30 protein-coding genes and 1 pseudogene are annotated in these 24002 nt (G+C 68.7%); 13 read left to right on the forward strand and 18 right to left on the reverse strand.

Translation table 11 applies throughout. The features are described from left to right. Positions 1 to 109: 109 nt before the first annotated feature. From rpmF to rpmG, 5 genes are read right to left on the reverse strand one after another with little or no spacing between them, the layout of a single operon-like run. Positions 110 to 277, reverse strand: a complete 168-nt coding sequence (rpmF, locus tag HD593_RS40060) for a 50S ribosomal protein L32 (RefSeq protein WP_185107407.1) — start codon at positions 275 to 277, stop codon at positions 110 to 112. Between the two features lie 2 nt (positions 278 to 279). Further along, positions 280 to 579 carry a 30S ribosomal protein S14 gene (gene rpsN / locus HD593_RS40065; RefSeq protein WP_185107409.1) on the reverse strand — a complete coding sequence of 100 codons (300 nt, stop codon included), beginning with the start codon at positions 577 to 579 and terminating at the stop codon, positions 280 to 282. Then, positions 579 to 815 carry a 50S ribosomal protein L28 gene (gene rpmB / locus HD593_RS40070; protein WP_185107411.1) on the reverse strand — a complete coding sequence of 79 codons (237 nt, stop codon included), beginning with the start codon at positions 813 to 815 and terminating at the stop codon, positions 579 to 581. The genes rpsN and rpmB overlap by 1 nt, the downstream gene beginning before the upstream one ends. Beyond that, the gene (locus HD593_RS40075; protein ID WP_185107413.1) at positions 815 to 1060 is read right to left on the reverse strand and encodes a type B 50S ribosomal protein L31; all 246 of its coding nucleotides are present in this window, start codon (positions 1058 to 1060) and stop codon (positions 815 to 817) included. The genes rpmB and HD593_RS40075 overlap by 1 nt, the downstream gene beginning before the upstream one ends. After that, entirely contained in the window at positions 1057 to 1221 is a 165-nt protein-coding gene (gene rpmG / locus HD593_RS40080) for a 50S ribosomal protein L33 (protein WP_185107415.1), read from the reverse strand. The genes HD593_RS40075 and rpmG overlap by 4 nt, the downstream gene beginning before the upstream one ends. Positions 1222 to 1294: 73 nt before the next feature. Between rpmG and HD593_RS40085 the strand changes: the two genes are divergently transcribed. The 5 genes from HD593_RS40085 (at position 1295) to HD593_RS40105 (ending at position 5133) form a co-directional block, all read left to right on the forward strand. After that, on the forward strand, positions 1295 to 2416 hold the full coding sequence (locus HD593_RS40085; RefSeq protein ID WP_312904056.1) for a CobW family GTP-binding protein: 1122 nt from the start codon (positions 1295 to 1297) through the stop codon (positions 2414 to 2416). Beyond that, positions 2413 to 2640, forward strand: coding sequence for a 30S ribosomal protein S18 (rpsR, locus tag HD593_RS62340; protein ID WP_185107419.1), 228 nt, complete (start codon positions 2413 to 2415; stop codon positions 2638 to 2640). Before HD593_RS40085 ends, rpsR begins: the two co-directional genes overlap by 4 nt. Before the next feature lie 64 nt (positions 2641 to 2704). Next, positions 2705 to 3937, forward strand: a complete 1233-nt coding sequence (locus tag HD593_RS40095; RefSeq protein WP_185107421.1) for an MFS transporter — start codon at positions 2705 to 2707, stop codon at positions 3935 to 3937. Between the two features lie 8 nt (positions 3938 to 3945). After that, complete coding sequence (locus HD593_RS40100; RefSeq protein ID WP_185107423.1) at positions 3946 to 4308, forward strand: hypothetical protein; 363 nt, start codon at positions 3946 to 3948, stop codon at positions 4306 to 4308. A 96-nt stretch (positions 4309 to 4404) separates the two neighbouring features. Next, complete coding sequence (locus HD593_RS40105) at positions 4405 to 5133, forward strand: class I SAM-dependent methyltransferase (RefSeq protein WP_185107425.1); 729 nt, start codon at positions 4405 to 4407, stop codon at positions 5131 to 5133. A 141-nt stretch (positions 5134 to 5274) separates the two neighbouring features. On the opposite strand, the gene HD593_RS40110 is transcribed toward HD593_RS40105, so the two are convergent. The 10 genes and pseudogenes from HD593_RS40110 to HD593_RS64680 all read right to left on the reverse strand — a co-directional run bounded on the left by HD593_RS40110 (position 5275) and on the right by HD593_RS64680 (position 13156). Continuing rightward, the gene (locus tag HD593_RS40110) at positions 5275 to 5670 is read right to left on the reverse strand and encodes a Fur family transcriptional regulator (RefSeq protein ID WP_246546962.1); all 396 of its coding nucleotides are present in this window, start codon (positions 5668 to 5670) and stop codon (positions 5275 to 5277) included. A 441-nt stretch (positions 5671 to 6111) separates the two neighbouring features. Further along, positions 6112 to 6717, reverse strand: a complete 606-nt coding sequence (locus tag HD593_RS40115) for an ABC transporter ATP-binding protein (protein WP_185107427.1) — start codon at positions 6715 to 6717, stop codon at positions 6112 to 6114. Next, positions 6705 to 7493 carry an ATP-binding cassette domain-containing protein gene (locus HD593_RS40120; RefSeq protein WP_221525216.1) on the reverse strand — a complete coding sequence of 263 codons (789 nt, stop codon included), beginning with the start codon at positions 7491 to 7493 and terminating at the stop codon, positions 6705 to 6707. The genes HD593_RS40115 and HD593_RS40120 overlap by 13 nt, the downstream gene beginning before the upstream one ends. A gap of 22 nt (positions 7494 to 7515) precedes the next feature. After that, positions 7516 to 8355, reverse strand: coding sequence for an ABC transporter permease (locus HD593_RS40125; RefSeq protein ID WP_185107431.1), 840 nt, complete (start codon positions 8353 to 8355; stop codon positions 7516 to 7518). 2 nt (positions 8356 to 8357) lie between these two features. Next, positions 8358 to 9326, reverse strand: coding sequence for an ABC transporter permease (locus HD593_RS40130; RefSeq protein ID WP_185107433.1), 969 nt, complete (start codon positions 9324 to 9326; stop codon positions 8358 to 8360). A gap of 32 nt (positions 9327 to 9358) precedes the next feature. Further along, positions 9359 to 10768: an ABC transporter substrate-binding protein gene (locus HD593_RS40135; protein WP_221525217.1), complete on the reverse strand. Its 1410-nt coding sequence runs from the start codon at positions 10766 to 10768 to the stop codon at positions 9359 to 9361. Positions 10769 to 11153: 385 nt separating this feature from the next. After that, on the reverse strand, positions 11154 to 11405 hold the full coding sequence (locus tag HD593_RS40140) for a hypothetical protein (protein ID WP_185107435.1): 252 nt from the start codon (positions 11403 to 11405) through the stop codon (positions 11154 to 11156). Positions 11406 to 11642: 237 nt separating this feature from the next. After that, a complete protein-coding gene (locus HD593_RS40145) occupies positions 11643 to 11909 on the reverse strand; it encodes a hypothetical protein (protein WP_185107437.1) in 267 nt (88 codons plus the stop codon). 26 nt (positions 11910 to 11935) lie between these two features. Continuing rightward, positions 11936 to 13024: pseudogene (locus tag HD593_RS40150) on the reverse strand (NsdA family TPR-like regulatory protein); the annotation flags it as partial. 12 nt (positions 13025 to 13036) lie between these two features. Then, positions 13037 to 13156 carry a helix-turn-helix domain-containing protein gene (locus tag HD593_RS64680; protein ID WP_185107441.1) on the reverse strand — a complete coding sequence of 40 codons (120 nt, stop codon included), beginning with the start codon at positions 13154 to 13156 and terminating at the stop codon, positions 13037 to 13039. A 617-nt stretch (positions 13157 to 13773) separates the two neighbouring features. Between HD593_RS64680 and HD593_RS40160 the strand changes: the two genes are divergently transcribed. Next, the gene (locus HD593_RS40160) at positions 13774 to 14025 is read left to right on the forward strand and encodes a hypothetical protein (RefSeq protein WP_185107443.1); all 252 of its coding nucleotides are present in this window, start codon (positions 13774 to 13776) and stop codon (positions 14023 to 14025) included. 89 nt (positions 14026 to 14114) lie between these two features. Here HD593_RS40160 and HD593_RS40165 read toward each other — a convergent pair whose 3' ends face one another. From HD593_RS40165 to HD593_RS40175, 3 genes are read right to left on the reverse strand one after another with little or no spacing between them, the layout of a single operon-like run. Then, complete coding sequence (locus HD593_RS40165; protein WP_246546964.1) at positions 14115 to 14423, reverse strand: helix-turn-helix transcriptional regulator; 309 nt, start codon at positions 14421 to 14423, stop codon at positions 14115 to 14117. Next, complete coding sequence (locus tag HD593_RS40170) at positions 14420 to 15343, reverse strand: TRM11 family SAM-dependent methyltransferase (RefSeq protein ID WP_185107445.1); 924 nt, start codon at positions 15341 to 15343, stop codon at positions 14420 to 14422. The genes HD593_RS40165 and HD593_RS40170 overlap by 4 nt, the downstream gene beginning before the upstream one ends. Next, the gene (locus tag HD593_RS40175; RefSeq protein WP_185107447.1) at positions 15340 to 16182 is read right to left on the reverse strand and encodes a hypothetical protein; all 843 of its coding nucleotides are present in this window, start codon (positions 16180 to 16182) and stop codon (positions 15340 to 15342) included. Before HD593_RS40175 ends, HD593_RS40170 begins: the two co-directional genes overlap by 4 nt. A gap of 708 nt (positions 16183 to 16890) precedes the next feature. On the opposite strand from HD593_RS40175, the gene HD593_RS40180 reads away from it, so the two are divergent. From HD593_RS40180 to HD593_RS64685, 7 genes are all read left to right on the forward strand, one after another. Continuing rightward, the gene (locus tag HD593_RS40180; RefSeq protein WP_185107449.1) at positions 16891 to 17280 is read left to right on the forward strand and encodes an STAS domain-containing protein; all 390 of its coding nucleotides are present in this window, start codon (positions 16891 to 16893) and stop codon (positions 17278 to 17280) included. Next, positions 17225 to 17593 carry an STAS domain-containing protein gene (locus HD593_RS40185; protein WP_185107451.1) on the forward strand — a complete coding sequence of 123 codons (369 nt, stop codon included), beginning with the start codon at positions 17225 to 17227 and terminating at the stop codon, positions 17591 to 17593. Before HD593_RS40180 ends, HD593_RS40185 begins: the two co-directional genes overlap by 56 nt. A gap of 326 nt (positions 17594 to 17919) precedes the next feature. Further along, positions 17920 to 18756: a hypothetical protein gene (locus HD593_RS40190; RefSeq protein WP_185107453.1), complete on the forward strand. Its 837-nt coding sequence runs from the start codon at positions 17920 to 17922 to the stop codon at positions 18754 to 18756. Between the two features lie 291 nt (positions 18757 to 19047). Further along, complete coding sequence (locus HD593_RS40195; RefSeq protein ID WP_312904057.1) at positions 19048 to 19446, forward strand: pilin; 399 nt, start codon at positions 19048 to 19050, stop codon at positions 19444 to 19446. 380 nt (positions 19447 to 19826) lie between these two features. Then, positions 19827 to 21206 (forward strand): TrbL/VirB6 family protein, encoded by a 1380-nt coding sequence (locus tag HD593_RS40200; protein WP_185107456.1) that lies wholly within the window; start codon positions 19827 to 19829, stop codon positions 21204 to 21206. Next, positions 21203 to 22162 carry a PrgI family protein gene (locus HD593_RS40205; RefSeq protein WP_185107458.1) on the forward strand — a complete coding sequence of 320 codons (960 nt, stop codon included), beginning with the start codon at positions 21203 to 21205 and terminating at the stop codon, positions 22160 to 22162. Before HD593_RS40200 ends, HD593_RS40205 begins: the two co-directional genes overlap by 4 nt. Continuing rightward, positions 22159 to 24000, forward strand: a complete 1842-nt coding sequence (locus tag HD593_RS64685; RefSeq protein WP_312904059.1) for a VirB4 family type IV secretion system protein — start codon at positions 22159 to 22161, stop codon at positions 23998 to 24000. The genes HD593_RS40205 and HD593_RS64685 overlap by 4 nt, the downstream gene beginning before the upstream one ends. Positions 24001 to 24002 lie beyond the last annotated feature (2 nt).

The following is a 24002-nucleotide window of genomic DNA, read 5'->3' on the forward strand; positions in this document are numbered from 1 at the left end:
TCGCAACCCCGAGGTACGCCGCTTCTGCCCAGGCCACCGGGTGCCCGCCGTGCCGCCGCGCCGGCTGTCTCTGGCACGGCGGGACGCCCCGGTGGCCGGCCTGGTGGCTTCAGTCGATGGTGATCAGCCCGCGCTGGTAGGCGCGGACGAGGCGGCGCGGGACGAGCGCCTCCCGCCCGTTGACGGTGATCGGCACGAGGTCGGGAACGGTGGCCTTCCACTGGCTGCGGCGGTGCCGGGTGTTGCTGCGGGAGGTCTTCCTCTTGGGGACGGCCATGGCTACCAGCTCGCCTTCGTGATGCCGGGCAGTTCGCCGCGGTGCGCCATCTCGCGGAAGCGCACCCGGGAGAGCCCGAACTTGGTCAGATGCCCGCGGGGCCGGCCGTCGACGGAGTCGCGGTTGCGGATGCGGGTGGCGCTGGCGTCGCGCGGCTGGCGGGCCAGCTCGCGCGCGGCGTCCGCACGCTCCTGGGATGCGCCGGTGCGGATGATCTCTTTCAGCACGGCGCGCCGTTCGGCGTAGCGGGCGACGACGGCCCTGCGGCGCTCGTTGGCGGCGATCTTGCTCTTCTTCGCCATCAGACCTTCTCTCCCCTGGCGCGGATCCGCGCGACGGCGGCCTCGACGCCGATCTTGTCGACCGTCTTGATCGCGCGGGCGCTGAGCGTGAGCCGGACGAAGCGGTCCTCGCTGGGCAGCCAGTAGCGGCGTTGCTGGATGTTGGGGTTCCAGCGGCGCCGGGTGCGGCGGTGGGAGTGGGAGACGTTGTTGCCGAAGACCGGCTTGACGCCGGTGAGCTGGCAGTGCGCGGACATCAGGTCCTTCCGTAGCGCTGGTTGAACCGCTCGACCCGGCCTGCGGTGTCCAGGACGCGGCTGCGGCCGGTGTAGAAGGGGTGGCTCGCCGACGACACATCGACGTCCACCACCGGGTACGTCCTGCCGTCGGTCCACTCGATCGTCTTGTCGCTGCTGATCGTCGAACGGGTGAGAAAGGCGAAGTCCGCGCCGGGATCGCGGAAGACGACCGGGCGGTAGTCGGGGTGGATGCCGTTCTTCATCGCTCCTCCCTGAACAGCACGTGCCGGCGGATCCTGGGGTCGTACTTGCGCAGGGTGAGCCGGTCGGGGTCGTTACGCCGGTTCTTCGTCGTCACATAGGTGTAGCCGGTGCCGGCCGTGGACTTGAGTTTGATCACGGGGCGCACCTCATTTCTGGCCAAAGCGGCTCCTTTCGGCGTGCAATACTGTGCCAGGATAACGATAATGGTTTTCGTTTCGCCAACTGGAGGCTCGGTGCCAACCCCCGTCGTCCTCGTCGCAGGCCTGCATCCCGCGGCTCGCACCGCCACCGCCGACGAACTGCTGGCCCGGCATCCGGGCTCCATAGCCATTCACCACGACCTCGGCGACGTCACCCATGGCCGCGTGCGGTGCACCGTCCGCGACACCGGCCGCGTACTGGACACGACCGACGTACACCTCACCCACGGCTGCGTCACCTGCACCGTCCGCGAGGACCTGCTCCCCCGACTCGCCCTCCTGGCACACACCGCGACCCTGCTGATCGTGGACCTGTGGGACACGGTCGAGCCACGATCGGTCGCCGAGGCCATCGACTGCGACGAAGCCCGCGAGACCCTGCGGCTCACCGCCGTGCTCACCGCCCTGGACGCCGAGGCCATGCCCGACGACATCACCCGCGGCGAACCCCTCGGTGAAGTCGGCAAACCCGCGGCTGCGGGCGACCAGCGCTACCTGGCCGAGGTCCTGGCCCGCCAGCTCGAGTACGCCACCGGCCTGGTGCTGGACGGCGGGGATGAAGACGACCACGAGCTGTCCCTGCGGGTGCTCACCCACCTCGCCCCGGTCACCCCGGTGCACAGCACGGCGGCCCTGCCGGCGGTCACCGGCCCGGCCCTGTGCACGGCCGAGCTGGCCGAACGCGTGGACCCCAGCACCGCCCGCCTCCCCGCCGACGCCCGGACGGAGGAGATCGTCACGACGGTCTGGCGCAGCCGCCGCCCGCTGCATCCCGGCCGCTTCTTCGAGGCCGTGGACGAGCTGGTCACCGAATCCGTACGCTCACGCGGCCGCTTCTGGCTGGCCACCCGGCCCGGGCAGATGCTCGCGTGGGACGCCGTCGCCGGCATCGTCTCGGTCGAGGACGCCGGCCCCTGGCTGGCCGCCCTGCCCGAAGCCGCCTGGGACCTCGTTTCCCCCACCCGCCGCGCGGCGGCCGCCCTCGACTGGGACCCCGAGCACGGTGACCGTGTCCAGCACCTGGTCTTCACCGGCCCCGACCTCGACGTCGAACGCCTGCACGCCCTGCTCGACTCCTGCCTGCTGGCCGACGGCGAACGCCCAGGCCACGACGACCCCTTCGCCCCCATCCTCGACCTCAAGGAGATCGCGTGAAGCCCCGCCGCGCCCCGCGCAAGAAGCCCAACCCACTGCTCAACGTAGACCGCATCGACTACAAGGACACCGCGCTGCTGCGCAAGTTCATCTCCGACCGCGGCAAGATCCGCAGCCGCCGCGTCACCGGCGTCACCGTCCAGCAACAGCGCCGCATCGCCCAGGCCATCAAGACCGCCCGCGAGATGGCCCTGCTCCCCTACGCCTCCCGGCCCAGCGCATGACCGGGCCGCCACGGACATCTCCACGACCGAACGGCCATCGCCGTCTCGGAGAAGGGCTCCTCCGGTGCGAAAATCGTTGATCCCGCTGCTCATCGCCGTCCTGGTGGTGTTCTCGGCACAACAATTACTGACCCCGGTCCTGGCGCCACTCTCCCGAGAGCTGACGCTGACCGAGACCCAGCTGGGCCTGGTCATCACCGTCGCCGCCACGGCCCTGACCATCGCCAGCCCACTGTGGGGCCACGCCCTGCACAAGATCGGGCTACGCCTCGTCCTGCTGTCAGGGCTCGGCCTGACCACCGTCGGACTGACCGGATTCGCGGCGGTGGCCGCCCTGGGGCTCGACGACACCATGCCCCCACCCCTTGTCTTCGCGCTGATGCTCATCACCCGCAGCATCCTCTTCGGCGCGGGAGTCGCCGCCCTGCCGGTCGCCGCCCTGGCCGTGGCCGGCACCGCCACCACCACGGAGGCCGAACGCACCCGCGCCACCGGCCTGGTCGGCGCGGCGCAAGCCGCCTCCATGGTCCTGGGCCCCGCCGGAGGCGGCGCGCTGGCCGCGGTGTCACTGATGCTTCCCCTCTACCTCGCCCCGGTCCTGTGCCTGCTCCTGTCCCTCTGGGTCCTGGCAGCCGTACGCCCGCCGGCCGCGAGCGCACCCGCCACGCACAACGGCCCAGGACTGCGCCCATGGGACGCGCGGCTGTGGCCCCTCCTGGTCATCGGCTTCTTCCTCTACCTGTCCCTCGGCCTCGTCCAAGTGATCATCGGTTTCCTCGTCGCCGACCGCCTCCACCTCGGACCACAACAGACCGCAGGCGCGGTCGGCATCGTGCTCTTCGCCGCCGGGGTGGTGCTCGTCGCGGTGCAGGGTGCCGCGGTCCCGGCGCTCGGCTGGCCGGTCCTGCGCCTGCTGCGCGTCGGCACGCCCATCGCCATCGCCGCCTTCGCGCTGCTGTCCCTCTCGCAGAGCCTGTGGCTGATCGCCACGGCATTCGCCCTGCTCGCCCTCGGGCTCGGCCTGGCAATCCCCGGTTTCACCGCCGCGGCGACCATGGTCGCCGAGCCGTCGCGGCAAGGCTCGATCTCGGGACTGGTGAACGCCACCCTCGGCGCCACCTTCATCGTCGGCCCCCTTCTGGGCACCGCCCTGTATGAGATCGGCCCTGCCATCCCCATCCTCACCGCGCTCGGTGCCGTCACGACCGCACTCGTCCTGGCGTGGATGTCACCCGCCGCCCGGCGCGCCCAAGCCGCCACGGTGGCGGTGCCGCCGGGCACCCCGGCAGAACCGTAGGAGGAACAATGACCGAACGGCCCTTCACCGTGGCGCTCTGCCAAGCGGGGCCATGCCGCTCCTCCGAGCCCGGCCTGGACATGGTGCCCCGGCTCGCGGCCGCCGTCCGGCGCTGTCCCCACGGAGTGCTCCTCCGTACCGGCTGCCTGCTTCGCACGCCGCGCTGCCGGCCGGGCGCCGCCCACGACAACGGCTGCCATCTGATCGTCCAGCCCTGCGACATCGATCGCAGCCCCCGCGGCGCAGCCATTCCCATCGGGCCGATCCTCAGCCAGGCCGACGCCGAGGCCGTGGAGACGTGGCTCACGGACGGCGACCTGGACGCCGACCGGCTCGATCCGCGGCTGCGTGTGGGCCGGCAACCCGCGTGACGGCGAAGCCACACCTTAATGCGGACATCGTGACGCCGACTCCGCCGCCCCAGGGTCCGCGATGCACATGAGTACCATCACGAACGAGGAGTAAGCGTGGTCGATCAGTACGAGAAGTCCGCCGAGTTCATCGACATCATGCTGGGACCGCATTGGTCCGCTCTCAGCTCCCCGCTCGCGGAAGCTCTGCGCGGGACCCCCGGTCCGATCGTGGACGTGGGAGCCGGCGGCGGGCACGGCACAAGGGTGATCGCACAGGCGGTGCCGGACGCGGACATCGTGGCCGTCGAGCCGTCCTTCGCGCTCCGCTCCGTCCTGCTCGCCCGGGTATACGAGGACGCCGGACTGCGCGACCGGGTCACCGTACTCCCGGAGGGATTCCTGCAGGCCGCCCTTCCCGATCGAATCGGCGCCGTGGTCGCGATGAACGTCATCGGCCATTTCCCCGCCGCGGACCGAGACAGGATCTGGAACATGCTGGCCATGCGACTCCTTCCCGGCGGCCGGGCCGTGCTCAACCTTCAGCCGCCGACCGAGCCCGTCGCCGTCCCGGAGTTCAGGGGAGCCGATGTGCACATCGGCCGACGCAGATACGAGGGCTGGGGTAGGGCAGAACCCGCCGGCCCCGACCGGCTCCTCTGGCACATGATGTACCGCACCTACCAGGACTCGGACATGGTCGCCGAACTGGAGGTCAGCTACGACTGGTGGCTCCTCGACGAGAAGACGCTCGAGGTGGAACTCCATGGACACGGCCTCAACCTCAAGCAGACCGGCCCGGCCGAACTCCGCATGTACACCATCCAGTCCCGCGTACGCGGGTAGAGGGCACACGTCCCGTTGGTCATGACGGAGTGCTGGCAGCCGGCTTCGTGCTTGCGCATGTTGCCGACCTCAAGGTGCGCTCAGACGTGACCGCCCCAAGTACGTCTTGCGTGAGTTGTGGACGATATCTGAGATCAGGATTCAAGGCGTTATCTCAGGAGAAGCACAGGCGGCACAGGTGCCATATACCTCTTCGGCCCGGAATCCAGCCATGACGTCTTCCTCGACCCGTTCGATCACCAGGCCGCATACCCGGCAGATCAGATGGTGGTGCTTGGCGGGGCCGCACAGCCGGTAAACGGTCTCCTCTGTCCGGGTGAACGTGTGCACGAGCCCTGCCGCAGCCATGGAGGTGAGCGCCCGGTAGACGGTGGTGAGCCCGATCCGCGCCCCCCGCTCGTGCAGCTCGGCGTGAATCTGCTGCGCTGAGATCGGTTGTCGGTGACAGGCCAGGACATCGAGCACCAGGAGCCGGTGTCTGGTCGTCCGGATGCCCGCCTCCTCCAGCATCCGATCCCACCGCGCGAGGTCGATCATCCTGCCCCACAATGTGCATAATGACAATGGTTATCATTGTCTTACCGGATTGCGGGTCGCTGCACAAGCCTTTCGGAGGACAGAGCACTTGGTTAAGCACCGCGTGCTGGTCACCGGAGATCTTCCCGGCCAGCCTTCGAGGCCACCGGCCGCAGGATGGCCACCAACCGTCTATGCCGAGGTAACCTCCTGGGGCTTCACGGACAAGAGGGCCGAAGGCAGCACCTTGGGATTCCTTCCGGCCATGACTGTTCGTTCTGAGATTCGTGGGCCTGTGCCGACGCTCGCAGGCTTGGCCGCGAGCATGCCCGGCTGCGTCCGGACGCCGTGACGGCACCGTTGCCGGGTCGAACCCACCACAACTGGCACGCCACCGGCGTGGGCCGGGCCGATCTCATCGTCCTCGACGTTCTCAGCCTCCGCCCAGCCACACTCGCTGAGTCATCGGAAACGCTCGACGGCGAGCTGCTCGTCGCAGAGCCGGTCGAGTAGCGCCGGCTCGTGGCTGATGACGACCATACCGAGGCCGCGTTCACGCACGATCCCGGTGAGTGCGTGCCAGATCTGCGCTTGCGTGATCGCGTCGAACATGGCGGTCATCTCGTCGGCGATGAGATACCTGGTGGCGGGATGAAGCGCGCGGGCGATGCAGAAGCGTTGCACCTCGCCTCCGGAGAGCTCGGCCGGCCAGCGGTCGAGCCACTCGCTCCTGATGCCGAGCAGGTCAAGCGTCTGCTGGGGCACTTCATGCGATTCCCTCAGCACCGAGCGCATCCGCCACTTGTGGTTGACCGCCCGTTCAGGATGCTGGTGGATCAGTTGCACCGGGCGGGCCCCACGCCTGGGCAGCCGGACGCCGTCGACCGAGATCTCACCGGATCGTGCCCGGACGTCTCCCGCCAAGAGGGCGCCGAGCGTCGACTTACCAGTGCCGCTCGGCCCGGTGATGCCCACCACGGTGCCGGCTTCCACGCGGAAGGAGGCGTCGCGATACAAGATCTCCCCGCCTGGATGTCCGTAGCTGAGGCCGCTGACTACCAGTGCCACTCCACACCTCCGACGGAGAACCGGTTCTGCGGCAGCGCGCGCCACAGATCGCGCGCGAAGGGATGGCTGAGTCTGTCGCCTTCCCCGGTGAATGCGGAGGCGGGCTCGACGGTGACGAGGCGCCCGCCGTTCATCACCGCCACCCGCTCGGCCACGGACACTGCCGAGAGAATGTCGTGGGTGATGAGCAGTACAGCGACCCCGTCCGCAGCGAGTTCGCGCAGGTGCCGTAGCACCTCCTCGACGGCCTCGGCGTGCAGGCCCGGGGTCGGCTCGTCAGCGATGACCAGCCGGACACCGTCCCGGACGCTGGTGGCGAAGAGCACTCGCCTGAGCATCCCCCCGGAGAGCTCGAACGGATAGAGCCTCGACGTCTCACTCGCCAGGCCATAGCGAGCGAACAGCCGACTCTGCTCCTGCTGCGCCGTCCTCGCATCGAGACCGATCCGCACCTGCTTACCGACCGGCATCAGCGGATCGAGGTTCGTCACCGATTGCGGGATGTAGGAGATCTCCCGGCCGACCGACCGCCGCCGCCTGACGGCCGTCAGCCGTTCGCCGCGGAACCGGATCTCGCCAGTGACCTGCGCGTTGCGCGGCAGGATGCCGAGGATCGCCTGCGCGAGCAAGGTCTTCCCGGAGCCGCTCGCGCCAATGACGGCCAGCACCTCCCCCTCGCGGACCTCGAGATCCAGACCGGTGAGGCCGGTGACCACCCGCGTGCGCAGTCTGCTCGCGTACTGCATGAAGCTGACGTTGAGCTCGGAAATCGTCAAGATAGGCGAGTCCATCTGGCCCTCATCCATTCGCTGTCGCCGGGTCGAGCACCGTGCGCACCCGGTCGCCGAGCCGCGCGAAGCTGAGCACAAGCAGCAGGAGCGCGATACCGGGGAACACCGCGAGCCACCACATCCCACTGGAGATGTGCGGCATTCCTTCCGACAGGAGAATGCCGACCGCCGGCGTCTGCGGCGAGAACCCGAACCCGAGGAACGTGAGCGCGGCCTCGTGCAGGATAACGTGCGGGAACATGAGAACGAATCCCACCAGGAGTTGAGGTAGGACGAGCGGCAGGACGTGCTTCCATGCGATGAAGAGCACTGACCTGCCGAGTCCACGTGAGACGAGGATGAACTCCGAGCTGCGGATCTGCTTCACATCGGCCCTGACCAGCAGCGCGAGCGACATCCAGTGGGTGAACGCGATGCCGAGCACGATGCCCGGGATCCCGCCTCCGACGGTGAAGGCGAGCAGGATCATGAAGATCAGGTGCGGGATGCCGATGGAGAGGTCGATGAGCCACGAGATGAAGCCGTCGACCCGCTTGCCGAGGAGCGCGGCACCGATGCCGAGCACCGCGGAGATCACCGTGCTGATCGCAGCTGTCAGCACGCCGATCCCCAAGGAGAGCGCGAGCCCCTTCACCACTCGCGTGAAGAGATCCCGGCCCAGGTGATCGGTGCCGAACGGGTGCTCGAAGCTTGGCGGCAACAGCCGCGGCGCGGAGTTCGGCCGCAACGAGGCGTCATTCAGGAAGAAATAGCCTGCGATCACGCAGGTGGTAAGGAGCGCCACGACGGAGAGCGAGACGACGACGTCCCGGCGTCCGCGCAACTGCGGAGGGTGATCGGCCGACATACTCATGCTCTCCTCCGGACCCGCGGGTCGATCGCGGCGTTGATGACGTCCGCGATCATGTTTCCGGTGAAGACGAACACCGCGCTGACCAGCACGATGCCCAGGAGCAACGGAACGTCGCCGCCGAGCGCGGCCTCGGTCAGGGTGGAGCCGAGCCCCGGATAGGAGAACACCGTTTCGGCGAGCACCGAGCCTCCGAAGAGTTCTGCGAAGTAGGCGAACTGCAGGGTCACCGCCGGGACGACGGAGTTCCGGAATCCGTGATTGCGGAAGATCTGGGCGTCGGTCTCGCCCCTGGCACGGGCGAACGCCACATACTCACTGTTCAGGACATCCGTCATCTTCTCCCGGGTGTGCATGGCGATGTTCGCGACGCCGATCGCGGAGAGGGTGAGGGCCGGGAGCACGAAATGGTGGATCCGCTGAGCGAACGTGACCTCGGCCGCCGGGACACCCTGCGGCCCTGCGAGCCCCACGGGGAACCAGCCGAGCCATACGGAGAAGACGACGAGGAAGACGATGCCGAGCCAGAAGGCGGGCGTGGCGGACAGGGTGTAGCTGTACCACGAGATGACCCGGTCAGCGAGCCGCCCGCGACGCATCGCCGCGGCCGCCCCGAGCAGGTATCCGAGGACCCCGGACATGGTCCATGCGACCCCCATGAGCGCGAGCGACGCACCGAAGCGGGCTCCCATGACATCGATCACGGGAGCCTTGTAGAGCGTCGACACGCCGAAGTCGCCCTGGATCATCTCGCGAGCCCAGGCGAGGTACTGCTCCACCGGTGAGCGATCCAGGCCCCAGTGCTCGCGAAGCTTCGCCAGTTGCTCCTCCGTGAGGTCCACGTCGGTGCCGATGTACGCCTGGATCGGATCGATGGGCGAGTTGTAGACCAGGGTGAAGGCGAGCACCGACACCCCGACCAGCAGGGTCGCCAGGCGCAGCGCACGCAGCAGGATCAATCTCAGCATGACAGGCACCGCCCCGGCCATCCCGTGGGCATTCAGTCCTTCCAGTGCCACTGGACCAGGCTGTTGAACAGCGCCCACTCGTGGCCGTGCCCGTGGATCGGCTGGTCGCCGAGGCTCAGCCCGTCACGGACGAAGTAGAGGTGGTCGATCCGGACCAGCCAGATGATCGGCGCGTCCCCGGCCTCCCCGGCGAAGCCGGTTTCCCCGTCCCACTGTGCTCGCTTCCAGTGCTTGTTCGCCTCGTCCTGGGTGGCGGCGGACAGAGCACGGTCGAGATGAGCGTCGACCGTCGAGTTGGAGTACTGCGGCATGTTGTTGTAGCCGGTGTCGATGCCCTTCGACGAGTACATCGAGTGCAGCTGGTGTGCGTGGTGCCGCCCGCCGCCCCAGGTCACGGCGTTCGCCTTGCCGTCAAGGTAGATGCCGTCCCATGTGCTGCCCTTGGTGGTGATCTCGATGCCGAGCGTGCGCGCCTGCTCCGCCACCACCAGGGCCAGGTCGCTGCGGAGCTTGTCGTCCGAGGGGTACATCAGGGTGAACTGGGCCTTGCGGCCGTCTTTCTCCACGATTCCGTCACCGTCGGAGTCGCGCCAGCCGGCCTCGGCGAGGATGCGCTTCGCGTCCTCGGCCCGGCCGTCCTCGAACACCGCCTCCTCGTTGAACCACGGGAGGCTGTCAACGAGGGTGTAGGCCGGGCGGCCGTGTCCCTGCAGCACGATCTTGGTGATCTCTTCGCGATCGAAGCCGATGTTCAGTGCCTTGCGGATCGCCGGGTCCGCGGTCACGTCGTTGCCGACCGAGACGTCGTTGCCCTGGATCTTCCCCCGGTTGCCGGCCGGGAGCGTTGGCAGGGACAGGCCGCGGGAGTCGATGCTTTCGAAGCTCTGCAGTGTCATGCCGGCGATTCTCTGGTCGGCGAAGGTCGGAGGGACGTAGGCGATGTCGACCGATCCCGCCCTCGCGGCGGCGAGCGCGGCGTCCTCGCCGAGGAAGAGGAAGGTGAGCTTGGTGAACTGCGGCCGCTGGCCGTACCAGTGAGGATTCGCCTTGAGGATGAGCTGCTGCCCCTGCTGGTAGTCGGCCACGGTGTACGGACCGGACCCGATGGGGTTGCGCGAGTAATTCGTGTCGTAGTGCTTGGCGGGCAGGATCGGGATCTCCGAGAGCTGGCTGACGAAGGTCGATCGCGGCGTCTTCAGATGGAAGGTGACCTGGGTCTCGCCGGCGGCGACGATCCGATCGACGAACGTCAGGTCGAAACGCGTGCCGTCCTTCTTCAGCGTCTCGTAGGTGAAGACCACGTCCTGCGCGGTAACCGGCTCGCCGTTCGACCAGCGGGCGCCGTCCCGGATCGTGAAGCTCCAGGACATGGCGTCGTCACTCACGGAGTACTTCGAGGCCAGGTCGCCGACGAAGTTGACGTCCTTGTCGATGGTGAGCAACGAGCTGTGGATCAGCCGGATCTGTGCCGGCCTGGAACCCCAGCCTTTCAACGGATCGAACTCGCCCCCGGCGACGTCCCCGACAGCGACGACGAGTTCGCTGCCGCGACTCTTCGCCTCGCTGGGGGATGACGTGCTCCGGTCTCCCCGGCCCCAGCCGGTCGCAACACCAACGGTCACTCCTAGGACCACGACCAGCGCGGCTGCTGCGGCGATCCACATGCGCCGGCCCTTGCGGGGGGCGACTTCCTCATCTTGCGGCAAGGGAACAACCTCGGTTTCTGACGGCCATCACAAAGGGGATCGTTGCCGCCAAACGGACAACGGCGATAACCATACTGATAATCATTGTCGCTCCTCAAATCTTGACTCATCCGGTCTGCACTCATCTGAGCTGACTCTGCTCCGCACGAGCCGGTCTGCGCGGATGCGGGTTGGCCGACCGCTTCATCCGCTGGAGGGCCAAGAGAAGTGCCCCGGCGAGCACGGCGAGACCTGCGGTGATCACGACGTCGCGCATGCCGGTGTCGTACAAGCCGCGAAAGGTCATCGGGTCCGCACCGGCACGGCTGTGGGAGAGGATCGTGCCGAGTATGGCTATGCCCAGCGCGCTGCCTGCTTGGCGTGCGGTGTTCACCGTGGCGGAGACGATGCCCGACCTTTGGCGAGGAACCTGTCCCGCTCGAAAATTGTGTTACGTGTCCTGAGCTGCGGTTAAGCGGCGCGGTGGTACTCGCTGATCATGCCGGCAACTACGGTTTTCGACGGATGGATTGCAGGTCGTTGAGTTCGGCCACGTCGCGAAAGGGCTGTGTCGCGACGTCTGGTGGCCGTTGCTGCCGGGATTGGGGCGGCCGGTGCCCGTTGTAGCGGATCAGGTACTCCTGGAGCACGAGGGCCAGTGGCGTTCGTTGAGGATCACGACACGGTCCAGGAGTTCACGGCGCAGGGTGCCGATGACCCGCTCGCAGATGGCGTTCATCCTCGGGGTCCGCGGCAGCGTGGTAATGAACCGCAGCCCTTCAGCTGTGAACACCTCCCGAAAAGCAGAGGTGAAGAGCAGATCCCGATCGTGGATCACCAACCGCAGCTCGGCGATGCGATCCCCCAGGTCCATCGCCAGGTTGCGGGCCCGCTGCACGGTTCATGCTCCGGTCGGGTTCGCGGTCACTCCGGCCAGGTGCAGTCGCCGGGTGCCGTGCTCGATGAAGACCAGCACATACAGCCGTTTGAGCAGCACCGTCTCGACCACCAGGAAGTCACACGCGACAATCGTGTGGGCCTGAGCAGCCAGGAACCGCCGACGAGTTGCCAGCGGTAGCCGGCCTCTGAGGCCATCTCGGCTTGGTCGAAGCTGTCCTTCCAGGAGAGGCCGCGGCCCGTGGTGTCGCGAGCGAAGGCGGTCTCCGCCTCCGCCAGCAGTCGTCCCACCGCGCCGATCGTGTGGGCATCGCGCCGGTTCCCGTCACTGTCAGCGGAAACGGCGGGGGCGCGAGCTTGGCGGACCAGGAGCTCGGCCATCACCTGAGACGGAGCCCCGGCCTTGCCCGCAGCCTCGACGGCTGCGCCGGCCAGGCGGATGGCCCAGCGTCGCTGGCCGAGATCGCAGGCCTGCTGGGCAAGGGTGGCCAGCGCCCAGGCGCCGGTCAAGCCGTCCTCGGCTTGCTTGGCCAGTTTCAACGCCTGGCCGAGGTGCAGCTGGGCCTGGCCGTGCCGGGACAAATCGAACGCCATCCATCCAGCCAGCCGAGCCATTGGGGAGGCGGCCGTGAACAGCTCCGTCCGAACGTCGTCATCTGCTCTGCCGCGCAATAGCGGAGCCACCTTCGAGGCCAGGAAGTCGATGACCGCCGGGCGGAGCAGTCCGGCTCCGAATTGGTGATCCATGCGGGTGAATGCCTCATGTGCCTCTTGAATGGCGCGTACGTCGCTAACGCCGACGCGTACGTTGCCGGCGTTGCCGCTGCTGGGGGCGTGCGGGTCGAAGCTCCAGGACACCAGCCATTCGCCCAGCACCGTGGGGGTGAAGGGCAGTGCGGCCAGCAGTTGTCGTCGTGACGTGTCGATCTCCCGCCTCCACAACCGGCCCGCCGACTCGGCACAGCAGCCCACCGCGAGCCCGCTCACCTCCGTCTCGGGCGCCGGCTCGACGACAGGTTGGGGGACGGCCAGCCAGCGTTCCACTTCTTCCACCGGTACGTGCCACGCGTGAGCGATGCGAACCCGATAGGCGGGCCGCATCCTCTGCTCGCCCCGTTCCCAGCGAGCCTAGGTGGTCACCGCGACGCCGATCAGCTCGGCGGCCTCCTCCTGCGTGAGGCCCTTGCGCTCGCGCGCCCGAACGAAGCCGGGACGGCCGTTGCCGGGTTGCCGTTCGGGCTGGTTCACCGCGTGTCACGCTCCCTCACCGTCCAGGGGACCACACAGTGTGCGCCGCCAAAACCCGTTGCTCCAGTCGATTCCCGAAACGACCAGCAAACGACCAGCCCGCTAGCGCGATTCGCGCTCTGGCACGGCAAACGTATAGATGACGCCGTGTACGGCAGGCATCGATGCCGGATTGCATGGACGCCGTCACAGCGCGTGACCTCGCGGGTCGCCACGCCCCGCGCTGTGACCAACGGGGAAACCTCGCCCGGCCGCTCCTGCCGAACCTGCGGCAGGGCGAGCTCCCTACCCCACCAGGAGGTGTCGAGCATGCGGCATGAGCGCTCGATCGGGACACGGTAAGGGAAGAGTGCTGGATGCCGCCCAGGGCTGGCCAGCTTGAGAGGAGGCGGTGGCATGACCTTTCCCCGCCACCAACTCCTTGAGCGTCACGGACGGATACGACTCAACGGGATATTGCCGCATCCCTGCGACGCCCCTTTCCGTGGCGATCGTTCGAGCTGGCCAGCCCTTCATCGACGGCCAGTCAACGACAGGAGCCCGCGCCTGCTGCGCCGTCTTCTAAAAGCCGGATCCGGCCGCGCTCCTTGGCCTACCGACGTTGCAGGCATAGCACCGTGACCGACTGGAGGCCCTACCACCGCTACACCGGCAACGCGGCTCGGATCAGGGGCATCTGCTGCTGTGACACCTACCAGTTCCTCTGCGAAGGCGGCCAATACGTGATCCTGCGCCGAAACTCCCTCGGCGATCTTGAAGAGACCGCCCGAGGCTGCCACCCGCGGGCTCGTGCGGTCTGGATGCAACTACTCCTGATGCATGCCGAGAAGTGCCAGCGCGGCAACCCGAAAATGGATCTCTGGCTGTAAGACGAGCGCCCCAGGAAGGGTGTGGGCCCGTGAAATAGTTCCAGCGAGCCCACCCCTTCATCAACCGGAACTGGCGGCCGGCATCAGCCTCACCCTGCCGGAGCCGTCCGGGCCTCTTCCTGCCCTTCCTCGCAGGCGTCGTGGGAATCGTCATAGCCCAGCAGTATCCGCAGGCCGTGCCGCGGGACTGCGTACCGACCACCGATCCTGAGCACCGGGCAGGGGAACGTACCGGCTCTTGCCAGCCGGTACGCCGTCGTCCGTCCCATTCCCAGGAGCCGAGCGGCCTCCATCAGGCTGACCACGAGCGGCTCGTTCGCCCCGCCGACCACCTGCCGATCCGCCGGCCTCATCGAGTCCGCGGTGTCAAGCACCGCCGCGAGTGTCTGATCGTTCATCGACGTTCTCCCATGGATGGGCCGCGTTCTCCAGCTATTTGGGCCGGCTGGTTGCTCATGTCTTCGGTGTCGGTGACCGTCAACGGCTTGACGAGAATCAGCAGATCTTCGTGCGCGGTGGCGTGGATGGGCAGCCCACGTGTCCAGCCCTTGCGGGCCTCGTGCATCTGGAAGAACGACGCCCGGTTGAGCAGCTTGCCGTGACCGAGCCCGCAGAGCAGGCACACGATCCGGTCGGCGAGCACCAGCCCGGCCCGCGCGGCGACCTTCTGCACGTGGCCGGGCAGGTCGATGAGTTCGCCCTGCTGCCGGTACGGGCGCACCGTCACCGCGACCACGCCGCCGGGCCGCAGCAGTTCGGTGCAGCCGGCGAGGATCTGGGCGAACCCGTCCAGCAGCACCGGCAGCCGCTGATGAGCCAGGTTGGCGCGGTCGCGGGAGTAGCGTTGGTTGTGCTTGCGGATGCCGGGCTCGCCGCTGTCACGAGTGGAGCGGACATGGCCGTGGGTGGCCGCCCCGTACGGCGGGGAGGTGAGCACCAGCGCCGCCTGTCCCGTCAGGCCGTGCAGCAGGCCGGTGATGCCGCGCGCGTCCCCGGCGAACACGGTGCCGGTGCCGGTGGCGCCCTGGCGGCGGGCGTGCGCGAGGTTGGCGACCGCGAGCTCCGCCCAGCCCTGCTCGTACTCCACCCCGGCAGCGTCGCGGCCCAGATGCACGGCCTCGACCAGGGTGGTGCCGATCCCGCACATCGGGTCGATGACGAGCTCGCCCGGCCGGGTGTAGGTGTCGATCACCTGGGCGGCGATCGCGGGCAGCATCTTGCCCGGGTGCTTCATGGATTCCGGCAGGTACCGGCCCTGCCGCTGGGAGCGGGACGGCTGCTGGCCCGTCGCCCATACCGAGGTCGTCGTCGTAGTCATGCCTGCTCTCCCTCCAGCCAGGCCTGCTCGCCCAGCAGCGGATGATCCTCTGAATCGTCGGTGTTCCTGGAGCCGGACGTGGGCGGGGAGCTCTCGGGGCGCTGTTTGGTGAAGATGAACACGTCGCTGTGCACGCGGGCGCTGAGGGGCAGGCCGGCGACGGGTGTACCGGTCTTCGACATCCCCCAGGTGATCGGCGCCTCGATGGACGCGCCACGGAGCGGGACGCGCAGGGCGACGATGTGCTGCAGGTACAACAGCCCCGCCCGTTGTGCCGCGGCGATCAGGGTTGGGGCCGGGTCGAGGAGTTCCTGCCCGTGCCGGTGCAGGCCGGTGACGACGACCAGGTGGCCTCCGGGCTTCAACAGCGCCGCCGATTCGGCCAGGTCAAATGTCGTCCGGTTGGTCGGGTTTGCCGGTTCGGTCGCTTGTGCGTCTTGCTGGGACGGGCAGGTGTGAGTGCGTACGACCAAGGCGGCAGTCCCGATGAGATCTTGAATGTCGGTGGGCCAGGTGTCGGGTCGGGTGAGACGGAGGTCGGCCACCTCCAGGTCGTGGTCGGGATGGAGCCTGGCCAGCGTCTTGCCGATGACGGTGAGCAGGTCGGGGTCGGTGATGGTGGCGGTGGCCTGGCAACCCATGGCCAAAGCGGTGGAGATGACGTGGTGGTCGGCGGCGTCCAGGTCGATCACGAGGTCGCCGAGCCGAGTGCACGCGGTGACCAGGTGGCGGACCAGCGGTCCACTCACCGGGACGCAGCAGCCGGTGCGGCAGGCGGGAACGGTTTCGGTGTCGGCGGCTGCCGGCCAGACGCTCAGCGGCAGATGGCGTGCGTCCACCTCGCGGACGGTCTGGGCGGGAGCGAGCGGGCGGGCGGTGTGGGAGCGGTCGGCAGGTGCAGGTGGTGTCACGATGATGTGGCCCGATCACCCGGGCCGGCTGGTTCCTGTCACTCAGCTAAATACCGGTGTCCAGGACCGATTTGGGACACGACGACAAGCAAAGAATCCGTCACCTGTCTCGGCCGTCTTACGGCTCGAAGAGGACTCCACCTCATCGGATCCCAGTCCCGACGCTGGCGGGTATTTCGGAGCTCGGAGTTCCGTACACGATCCGGACAACGTCCGGACAGAAACCGGACAACGGCCTCAACAACCCCCTGTCGGCCCGGATTCGCAGCGAGGAGATCCCCGTAGGCCGCACCCCAGTGTCGCGAGACAAGCATGCGGCCGTGGTGGGCGAGAAGGGCCGAGGCGAGTCAATGTTCCCCGGCGAGTGTCCGTGGAACGGCTCTGCGCGCTTACGCCGGATATCCCGGACATACGGAATGGATTACACCTGGTGCCTGAAGACCGCAGGACGATCTGGCTGTCCTGTACCGGCGCTCCCCTCTACTCTCGACGGTGACGGCACTGACGCCGCCGGACCAACGAGGCCTACCTTCGAGACGGTGATGATCGCCATCGCTCAGCCCCTCACGCCCAGCAGCTGGCGAGGCCGGCGTGACGTCCTTGCACCTTGACTGCCGCCCGGCCCCCCTCGGCGTGGTGATCACGGTCGGCGGCGAACTCGACGCGACCAACGCCGACGACCTGGAGACCTATGTCGGCCGGATGCGGCAGCCGGGCCAGCCCGTGGTACTCGATCTCGGCGGCCTCACCTTCATGGACAGCTCTGGCCTACATGTCCTGTTGCGTGTCCACGCTGAGATCCGCAAGCAAGGCAGTACCCTGCACCTGGCCGCCGTACGGGATCTCCCTGCCCGCCTGCTGCAAATCACCGAAGTATGGGATGCCCTCAACATCCATCCCACAGCCGAAGCCGCCATCGCAACGCTGCTCGACCCCCCCCTGCACCGACGCCGCGCCTGTGGAGACTGCCATGAGACTGACCCACCGGTACCTGCCAGGCGCGAGCATCATCACGATCGACGGTGAGGTGGACATCACCACCTCCCGCGAACTGGAGAACTACATCGACCTGGTACGCCGCAGCCTCGACGACCAACTGATCATCGACGCCACCAGGTTGTCCTTCCTGGACAGCTCCGGGCTGGCCGTGCTGCTCGCCGCCGCAGTCCTCGCCCAGGCCCGCGGCGTCGCCGTGCACCTCGCCGGCCTGCAGCCGCGAGTCGCTCGCATCCTGGAGATCACCGGCGCCATGCCAGCCATTCGCGCCTACGACCACGTGGAGCAGGCGCTAGCCGCCGTTGAATGCACCGGCGGGGTCCCCTTCACTGAGCCCGTCTGAGCGTCCCGCCGCATCCGCACCAGCCGCTGCAAGGCGGTACGGCAGCCTTGGAACATTTTTGACCTCGTGATCTCGGCCTGGCGCTGTTCTGCCAGGTCAGGCCGTTTTCGGTCGAGGTTCGGACACCGACCGGTCTCCACCGCTCTGCGCCATCGAGACATCCCCAGAGCCGCGTTACCGCAGGTCAGACGCGGTTTCGGCATGTTCTCAGTCTTTGGGTGATCTTTGTCCGGGCCGAAGTCTGCCCGGAAGATGTCCGGTTCCTGTACGGAACCTCTGGCGGCATGAGCAGCATCCGATCCGCTCACCCGCCTTCGGGGGCTGCCATGTACGACACCCGCTCGACCGACGCCACCGCTCCGATCGCCGCGCCTGCTCACGAGACCTGCCTCGGCATGACGGACACCTCGCGCGACGCCTCGACAGCGTCCGCGCAAGGGCGTCCACTCGATCTGGCCGAGCGTGCCTTCCGGCTGCTCATGCAGGGACCGCAACCGCTGGCCGTGGACGGAACCGCCCTCGGGCCTGGTCTGCCCGTCAGGCCGATCCCGCTCGATGAGCTCGGCACCCTCCTCCTGCACCCGTCCTGCCCTCGGGCCACCCGCGACGAGGTCTGGCGGCACCTCATCGAGCAAGCCCGCACCCACCGAGGCGCGTGGATGGTGGCCGCCGTCGCGCTCGCCACTCCCATGCTGCGCCGCCTGCTCAAGACCCTCGCCCAGACGCTACCGGTCGAGCGCGAGGAACTGGAGGCCGAGATGCTGGCCTGCTTCATGGAGGCGCTGGGCCGAGTGGAGCTGTCCTGGTCGCACCTGGTGCTGCGGCTTTCGCGGCTGACCCAGTTCGCCGTCCTGCGCGCCCATGCCATCGACCGAGCCGACCTGCTGCCAGAGCCGGACATGAGCGACGGCCAACAGGCGCTGCGCTACCCGTCCGGGCACGTCGACGAGCTGCTGGAGCGGGCGGTCGAGCTGGGCGTCATCACCGCGCAGGCGGCCGAACTGATTTCCATGACCCGCCTGGACAGCATCTCGCTCAGCACCTACTGCCGGGCCCGCGGCCTGCTGTACTGCACCGAGCTCAAACGCCGCCAGCGTGCCGAAGCGCGCCTTCGGCAGGCCCTGCTTGGCGGTGATTTGTCGCTGTCCGGCAATGCCGAGTGAAGCCCACACCCCGGCTTTCGTCATACGTCGAGACGGACAGTCATGAACGGGCAAATTCCACCGGCCCCGGTGTCTGATTTCGGCCCTTGACCCCGGTCTTTTAGCAGGTGAAAGGCAGCGCGGACGGCACCGAGCCCGGACAGGCCGCACCCGGCCACCGGTTCCTGTCACCACCGGACCGCCATCCGCATCCAGCACCGAAGGAGGACGCCCACCCGGCCTCGCCCGGGCCCGAGCCTCCGCGCCGCCTTCCACATCGAACCTCGCGTCCATCTGCCCGGGGAGGCAGCCGTGATCCAACGTTCCCGCTTCACCACCCGCAAGAGCCTGCTTATTACTGCCGTCATCGTCGCCGCCGTGACGCTCGGCACCCTGCTGGAACTCGCCCTGGCCCACTTCGCCCAGGCCACCGCCGCAGGCCTGCCCACCGAGGCGCTCGCCGACGGCGGCAAGGGGCCAGACTCGCTCAACGCGGTGATCGACAATCTGCGCAACGTCATCGTCGGCCTGCTGGTGGCCCTGGCCACCCTGTTCCTCACGGTGGGCGGGGTCCGCTACATCCTGGCCGGCGGCGACCCGGGCGAGGTCGAGGCGGCCAAGAAGACCCTGCGCTACGCCGCGCTCGGCTACGGCATCGCCGTGCTGGCGCCGCTGCTGGTCAGCGTCCTCAAGGGCATCGTCGGAGCTTGACCGTGACCCGCCACCCGCCGCCTCGCCCACCCACGGCAAACGTGCTCTCGCCCATCCCGCGCCGCTTGGCGCAGATCCTCACCATCGTCGCCATCACGCTCACCGTCACCGCCACCCCAGCCGCCACCGAACCGAACCCGCCGTCAATACCCTCGCCAACGGCGAACTCCCAGCCCACGCCACCCGCCACACCCGCTCCGAAAGCGACTCCGTCCACGCCGACGGGACCGATGCTCACACCACCACCGCACCCGCACCCGAGCACCGGACCCACCTCTCCCGCCTCGGAGCAGCCGCCCGCCGCCGAGCCGGCGCCGCAACCGGGCGGCGGGGCGGAGGAGTGCGGCTGGCTGGACTTCGGCTGCAAGATCAACCGCGCGTTGAACGGCTGGTTCGGGTCGATCGTCACCGAGGCGATCCAGCCCGCCTTCCAAACCATGGGCACGCTGCTGCTGTCCTCGCCGCCACCGGACATGCTGCAACGGGTGCAGGAGCTGTCCGCGCACGTGCGGGTGGTGGCCAACGCACTGCTGGCGCTGTTCGTGCTGGCTGGCGGAGTGATCGTGATGGCCTACGGCAGCGTGCAGACCTCCACCACCGCCGCCGAGGTCGCGCCCCGCGTGCTGGTCGCCGCCATCGCGCTCAACTTCTCGCTCACCGTCTGTCAGTACGCCATCGAGCTGGCCAACGGCCTGGTCGCAGCACTACTCGAGAACGGCGTTGACGGTCGGCGGGCCGGCGACCTGATCGCCAACAAGCTCGCCAACCCGGTCGGGCAGCTGGCGGCCCCGCACATGTTCTTCATCTGGATGGTCGCGATCGCGGTGGTGATGGGCCTCATCCTGGCCTTCATCGCGGTCGTGCGGATCGCGCTGCTGCTGTTCCTGATGGTCGCGGCGCCGCTCGCGCTGCTGTGTCACGCGCTGCCGCAGACCGAGCACATCGCCCGGCTGTGGTGGCGCGCCTTCACCGGCGTCCTGGTCATGCAGGTCCTGCAGGCGCTGGTGCTGCTTCTGGCGTTCAAGGTGTACTTCACCGACGCCTCCGACGCCTTCACCACCGGCCCCGACCAGCTGGTCCTGGCGGCAGTGAAGCCGATCGTGATGCGCGCCATCGACACCCTGGTGCTGATCGGCCTGCTGTTCCTGCTGATCAAGATTCCTGGCTGGGTGGCCCGCTCCGTCGGGCAGCCCGCCCAGCCTCAGCTGCTGACCCGCCTGGTCAAAGGCTTGATCGTCTACAAAACCATGGGCTTGGCCAGAACTGCCCTGGTCAGGAGCGGCAGAGCCGCCCGCGCGGCGAGAAGCGCTTCGAGCAGGCGGCGTCGGCCGCCCGGCAGGCCAGGCGCGGGCCGCTCCGCTGCCCGGCCGCGCGGCGGACCGTCGGGAGCGCGGCCGACAGGCCGATCCACCAGCACGGGAGGAACAGCACCGGTGAACACGCCCAACCCGTCCGGCCAGCGCGGCCACCAGCAGCTCCAGCTCCCGCTCAATCTTCCGTCCACACCGGCGACAGGTGCTCGTCGGGCGGGATCCGTAGCCGGGCAGGGACGCCAACTCGCCTTGCCGTTCCCGGTCACCCCCGTGCCGCGCCAGCCCACACCAGCTCCCCCGGCCGCGCGTACAGGCCCATGGATCCGGCCGAAACCGCCCTGGAGTCAGCCGATGCTGCCTGGCATGCCCACCCGCCCGGCCCGGCCCCGGCAATTGCTGCTCCGCCTTGATCCGCCGCCGAACCGCACGCGCAGAAGAGACCGATGATGAACGAGCCGGAGCCGCTTGTCGCGCGCATCCCCGCCGACATCAACACCCCGGACAAGATGGCCTACGGGCTGACCTTCCGCCAGATCCTCATCGTCACCTTGACCGGCGGCATCGCCGCCGCCATCTACTACCTGTTCCATCGCCTTCTGCCCGTCATCATCCTCGCGGCCATGGTGCTGCCGCTCCTGGCGCTCGGCCTCACCATCGCCCTCGGGCGGCGTGACGGGCTCAGCCTGGACCGCTTCGCCTTGGCCGCGCTGCTCCACGCGCGCGCCCGCAAGCACCTGGTGTCCGCATCTGAGGGGATCGCCGAGCCGCCCCGGTGGTGCCGGGTGCGAGGCAAGCTGCCCTGCCCGCTGCGCCTGCCGGTCCGGGCGATCCGCACCGACGGTGCGCTCGAACTCGCCGACGGCGGCGTCGCCGTCCTCGTCGAAACCAGCACCCTGTCCTTCCACCTGCGCACCACCGGCGAGCAGGCCGCGCTGGTGGGAGCGTTCGGCCGGTGGCTGAACTCGCTCGAAGCACCCGTGCAGATCCTCGCCCGAGCTCGCCCCGCCGACCTCGCTGATCTGGTCGAGACCGTCGAACGGCAGGCAGACACGCTGCCGCATACCGCGCTTGCCCACGCCGCCCGCGAACACGCCGGCTACCTGGCCGAGCTGAACAGCTCACGCGAGCTGCTGGCCCGGCAGGTGCTCATCGTCCTGCGTGACCAGCCCGCCACCGGCCGGGGACGGCGCGCACTACGCCGGGACGCCTGCGCCGCCGTCGTCCTGCGCCGAGCCGCCGAAGCCGAGCGCAGCCTGGCCGCGCTCGGGGTCGCCACCCGCGTGCTCGACGCCGACGCCGCCAACCAGGCGCTGGCCGAATGTCTCGACCCCGGCGGCCGACACCCGCACGGCCAGGCCCTGCCCGACGAACTGATCACTTCGACCACCGGGAGCACATCGTGAAGCCACACCGCCGCCACCGCAACCACGAGCCCAGCGCCCTCGCCCACCCGGGAGCGGCACACGTCGGCGCCCGGACCCTGGCCCTGCCCAATGCGGTCTGTGCGTCATTCGCGGTGACCGGCTACCCGCGAGAGGTCGGCGCGGGATGGCTGGAACCGCTGCTCACCTACCCCGGCCACCTCGACGTCTCGCTGCACATCGAGCCGATCCCGCAAGCCGTGGCGGCCATGCGGCTGCGCCGCCAGCTTGCCCGGCTGGAATCGGCCAGCCGCTCCGACGCCGCCCACGGCCGCCTGGCTGACTTCGCCGCCGAGGCCGCCGCCGACGATGCGACCGACCTGGCCGCCCAGCTCGCCCGGGGCCATGGCCGGCTGTTCAGCGTCGGTCTCTATCTGACCGTCACGGCCGCTACGGAGCTCGAGCTGGCCGCCGAGGTGGAGCGGGTCCGGGCGCTGGCATCGTCCCTGCTCCTCGACGCGCAACCAGCCACCTTCCGCGCCCTGCAAGGCTGGACCACTGGCCTCCCGCTCGGGGTCGATTCGCTCCAGCAGACACGGACGTTCGACACCACCGCGCTGGCGGCGGCCTTCCCCTTCACCTCTCCCGACCTTCCGACGACTGCTGGCGAGACTGGGGTGTTGTACGGGTTGAGCGCCACCGGCTCCGGCGTCGTGGTGTGGGACCGCTTTGCACAGGACAACCACAACTCCGTCGTCCTGGCCCGCTCCGGCGCCGGTAAGAGCTTCTTCACCAAGCTCGAAGCCCTGCGCCTGCTGTACCAGGGCGTCGAGGTCGCCGTCGTCGACCCCGAAGACGAGTACGCCCGCCTCGCCTGCGCGGTCGGCGGCACGCATCTGCGGCTCGGCGCATCCGGAGTGCGGTGGAACCCCTTCGACCTGCCCGCCAGCCACGGCCCGCACGATGATGTGCTGTCCCGGCGGGCCATGTTCCTGCAGACCTTGATCGCCACCATGCTCGGCGGCACCCAGCTCACCCCGCAGACCCGGGCGACCCTGGACACCGCCCTGCTCGCCACGTACGCGGCGTCCGGGATCACCCGCGACCCGAACACCTGGACCCGGCCCGCCCCGCTGCTGGCGGACCTGGTCACCGCGTTGAAGGCGGACAAGCACGGCGCGGACCTGGCCGCGCAGCTCGCCCCGTACGTCACCGGCTCCTACCGGGAGCTGTTTGACGGCCCCACCACCACCCATCCGGCCGGGCACCTGATCGTCTTCTCTCTGCGTGACCTGCCCGAGGAGATGAAGGCGATCGGCACCCTGCTGGCGCTGGATGCGATCTGGCGGCGGGTCGCCAACCCGCGCGACCGCAAGAAGCGCCTGGTCGTCGTGGACGAGGCCTGGCTGCTGATGAAGGAACCCGAGGGCGCCCGCTTCCTGTTCCGGATGGCCAAGGCCGCGCGCAAGCACTGGGCCGGGCTCGCCGTCGTCACCCAGGACGCCGCCGACCTGCTCGGCTCCGAGCTCGGGCAGGCGGTCGTGGCCAACGCCGCCAGCCAGGTCCTGCTGCGCCAGGCGCCGCAGGCCATCGGCGCAGTCGGTGACGCCTTCGATCTGACCGACGGCGAACGCCAGTTCCTGCTGACTGCCGAAAGAGGAGAAGCCCTCCTGGTCGCCGGCCCCGCCTGCCGGACGGCCTTGAGCATCGTCTCCTCACCAGCCGAGGCGATCTTGGTCACGACCGACCCGAAGGTCCTCGCCGAGCTCGAACAGCACCACCCCCAGCCAGGCCAGCCCCCGCCGCCGCGACCTCCCGTCCCGCAGGACACCGACCAGATCAGCACCAGCCACCAGGACGAGGAGAGCGACCCGCTATGACA

Source organism: Nonomuraea rubra, from assembly GCF_014207985.1.
Lineage (GTDB): Bacteria > Actinomycetota > Actinomycetes > Streptosporangiales > Streptosporangiaceae > Nonomuraea > Nonomuraea rubra.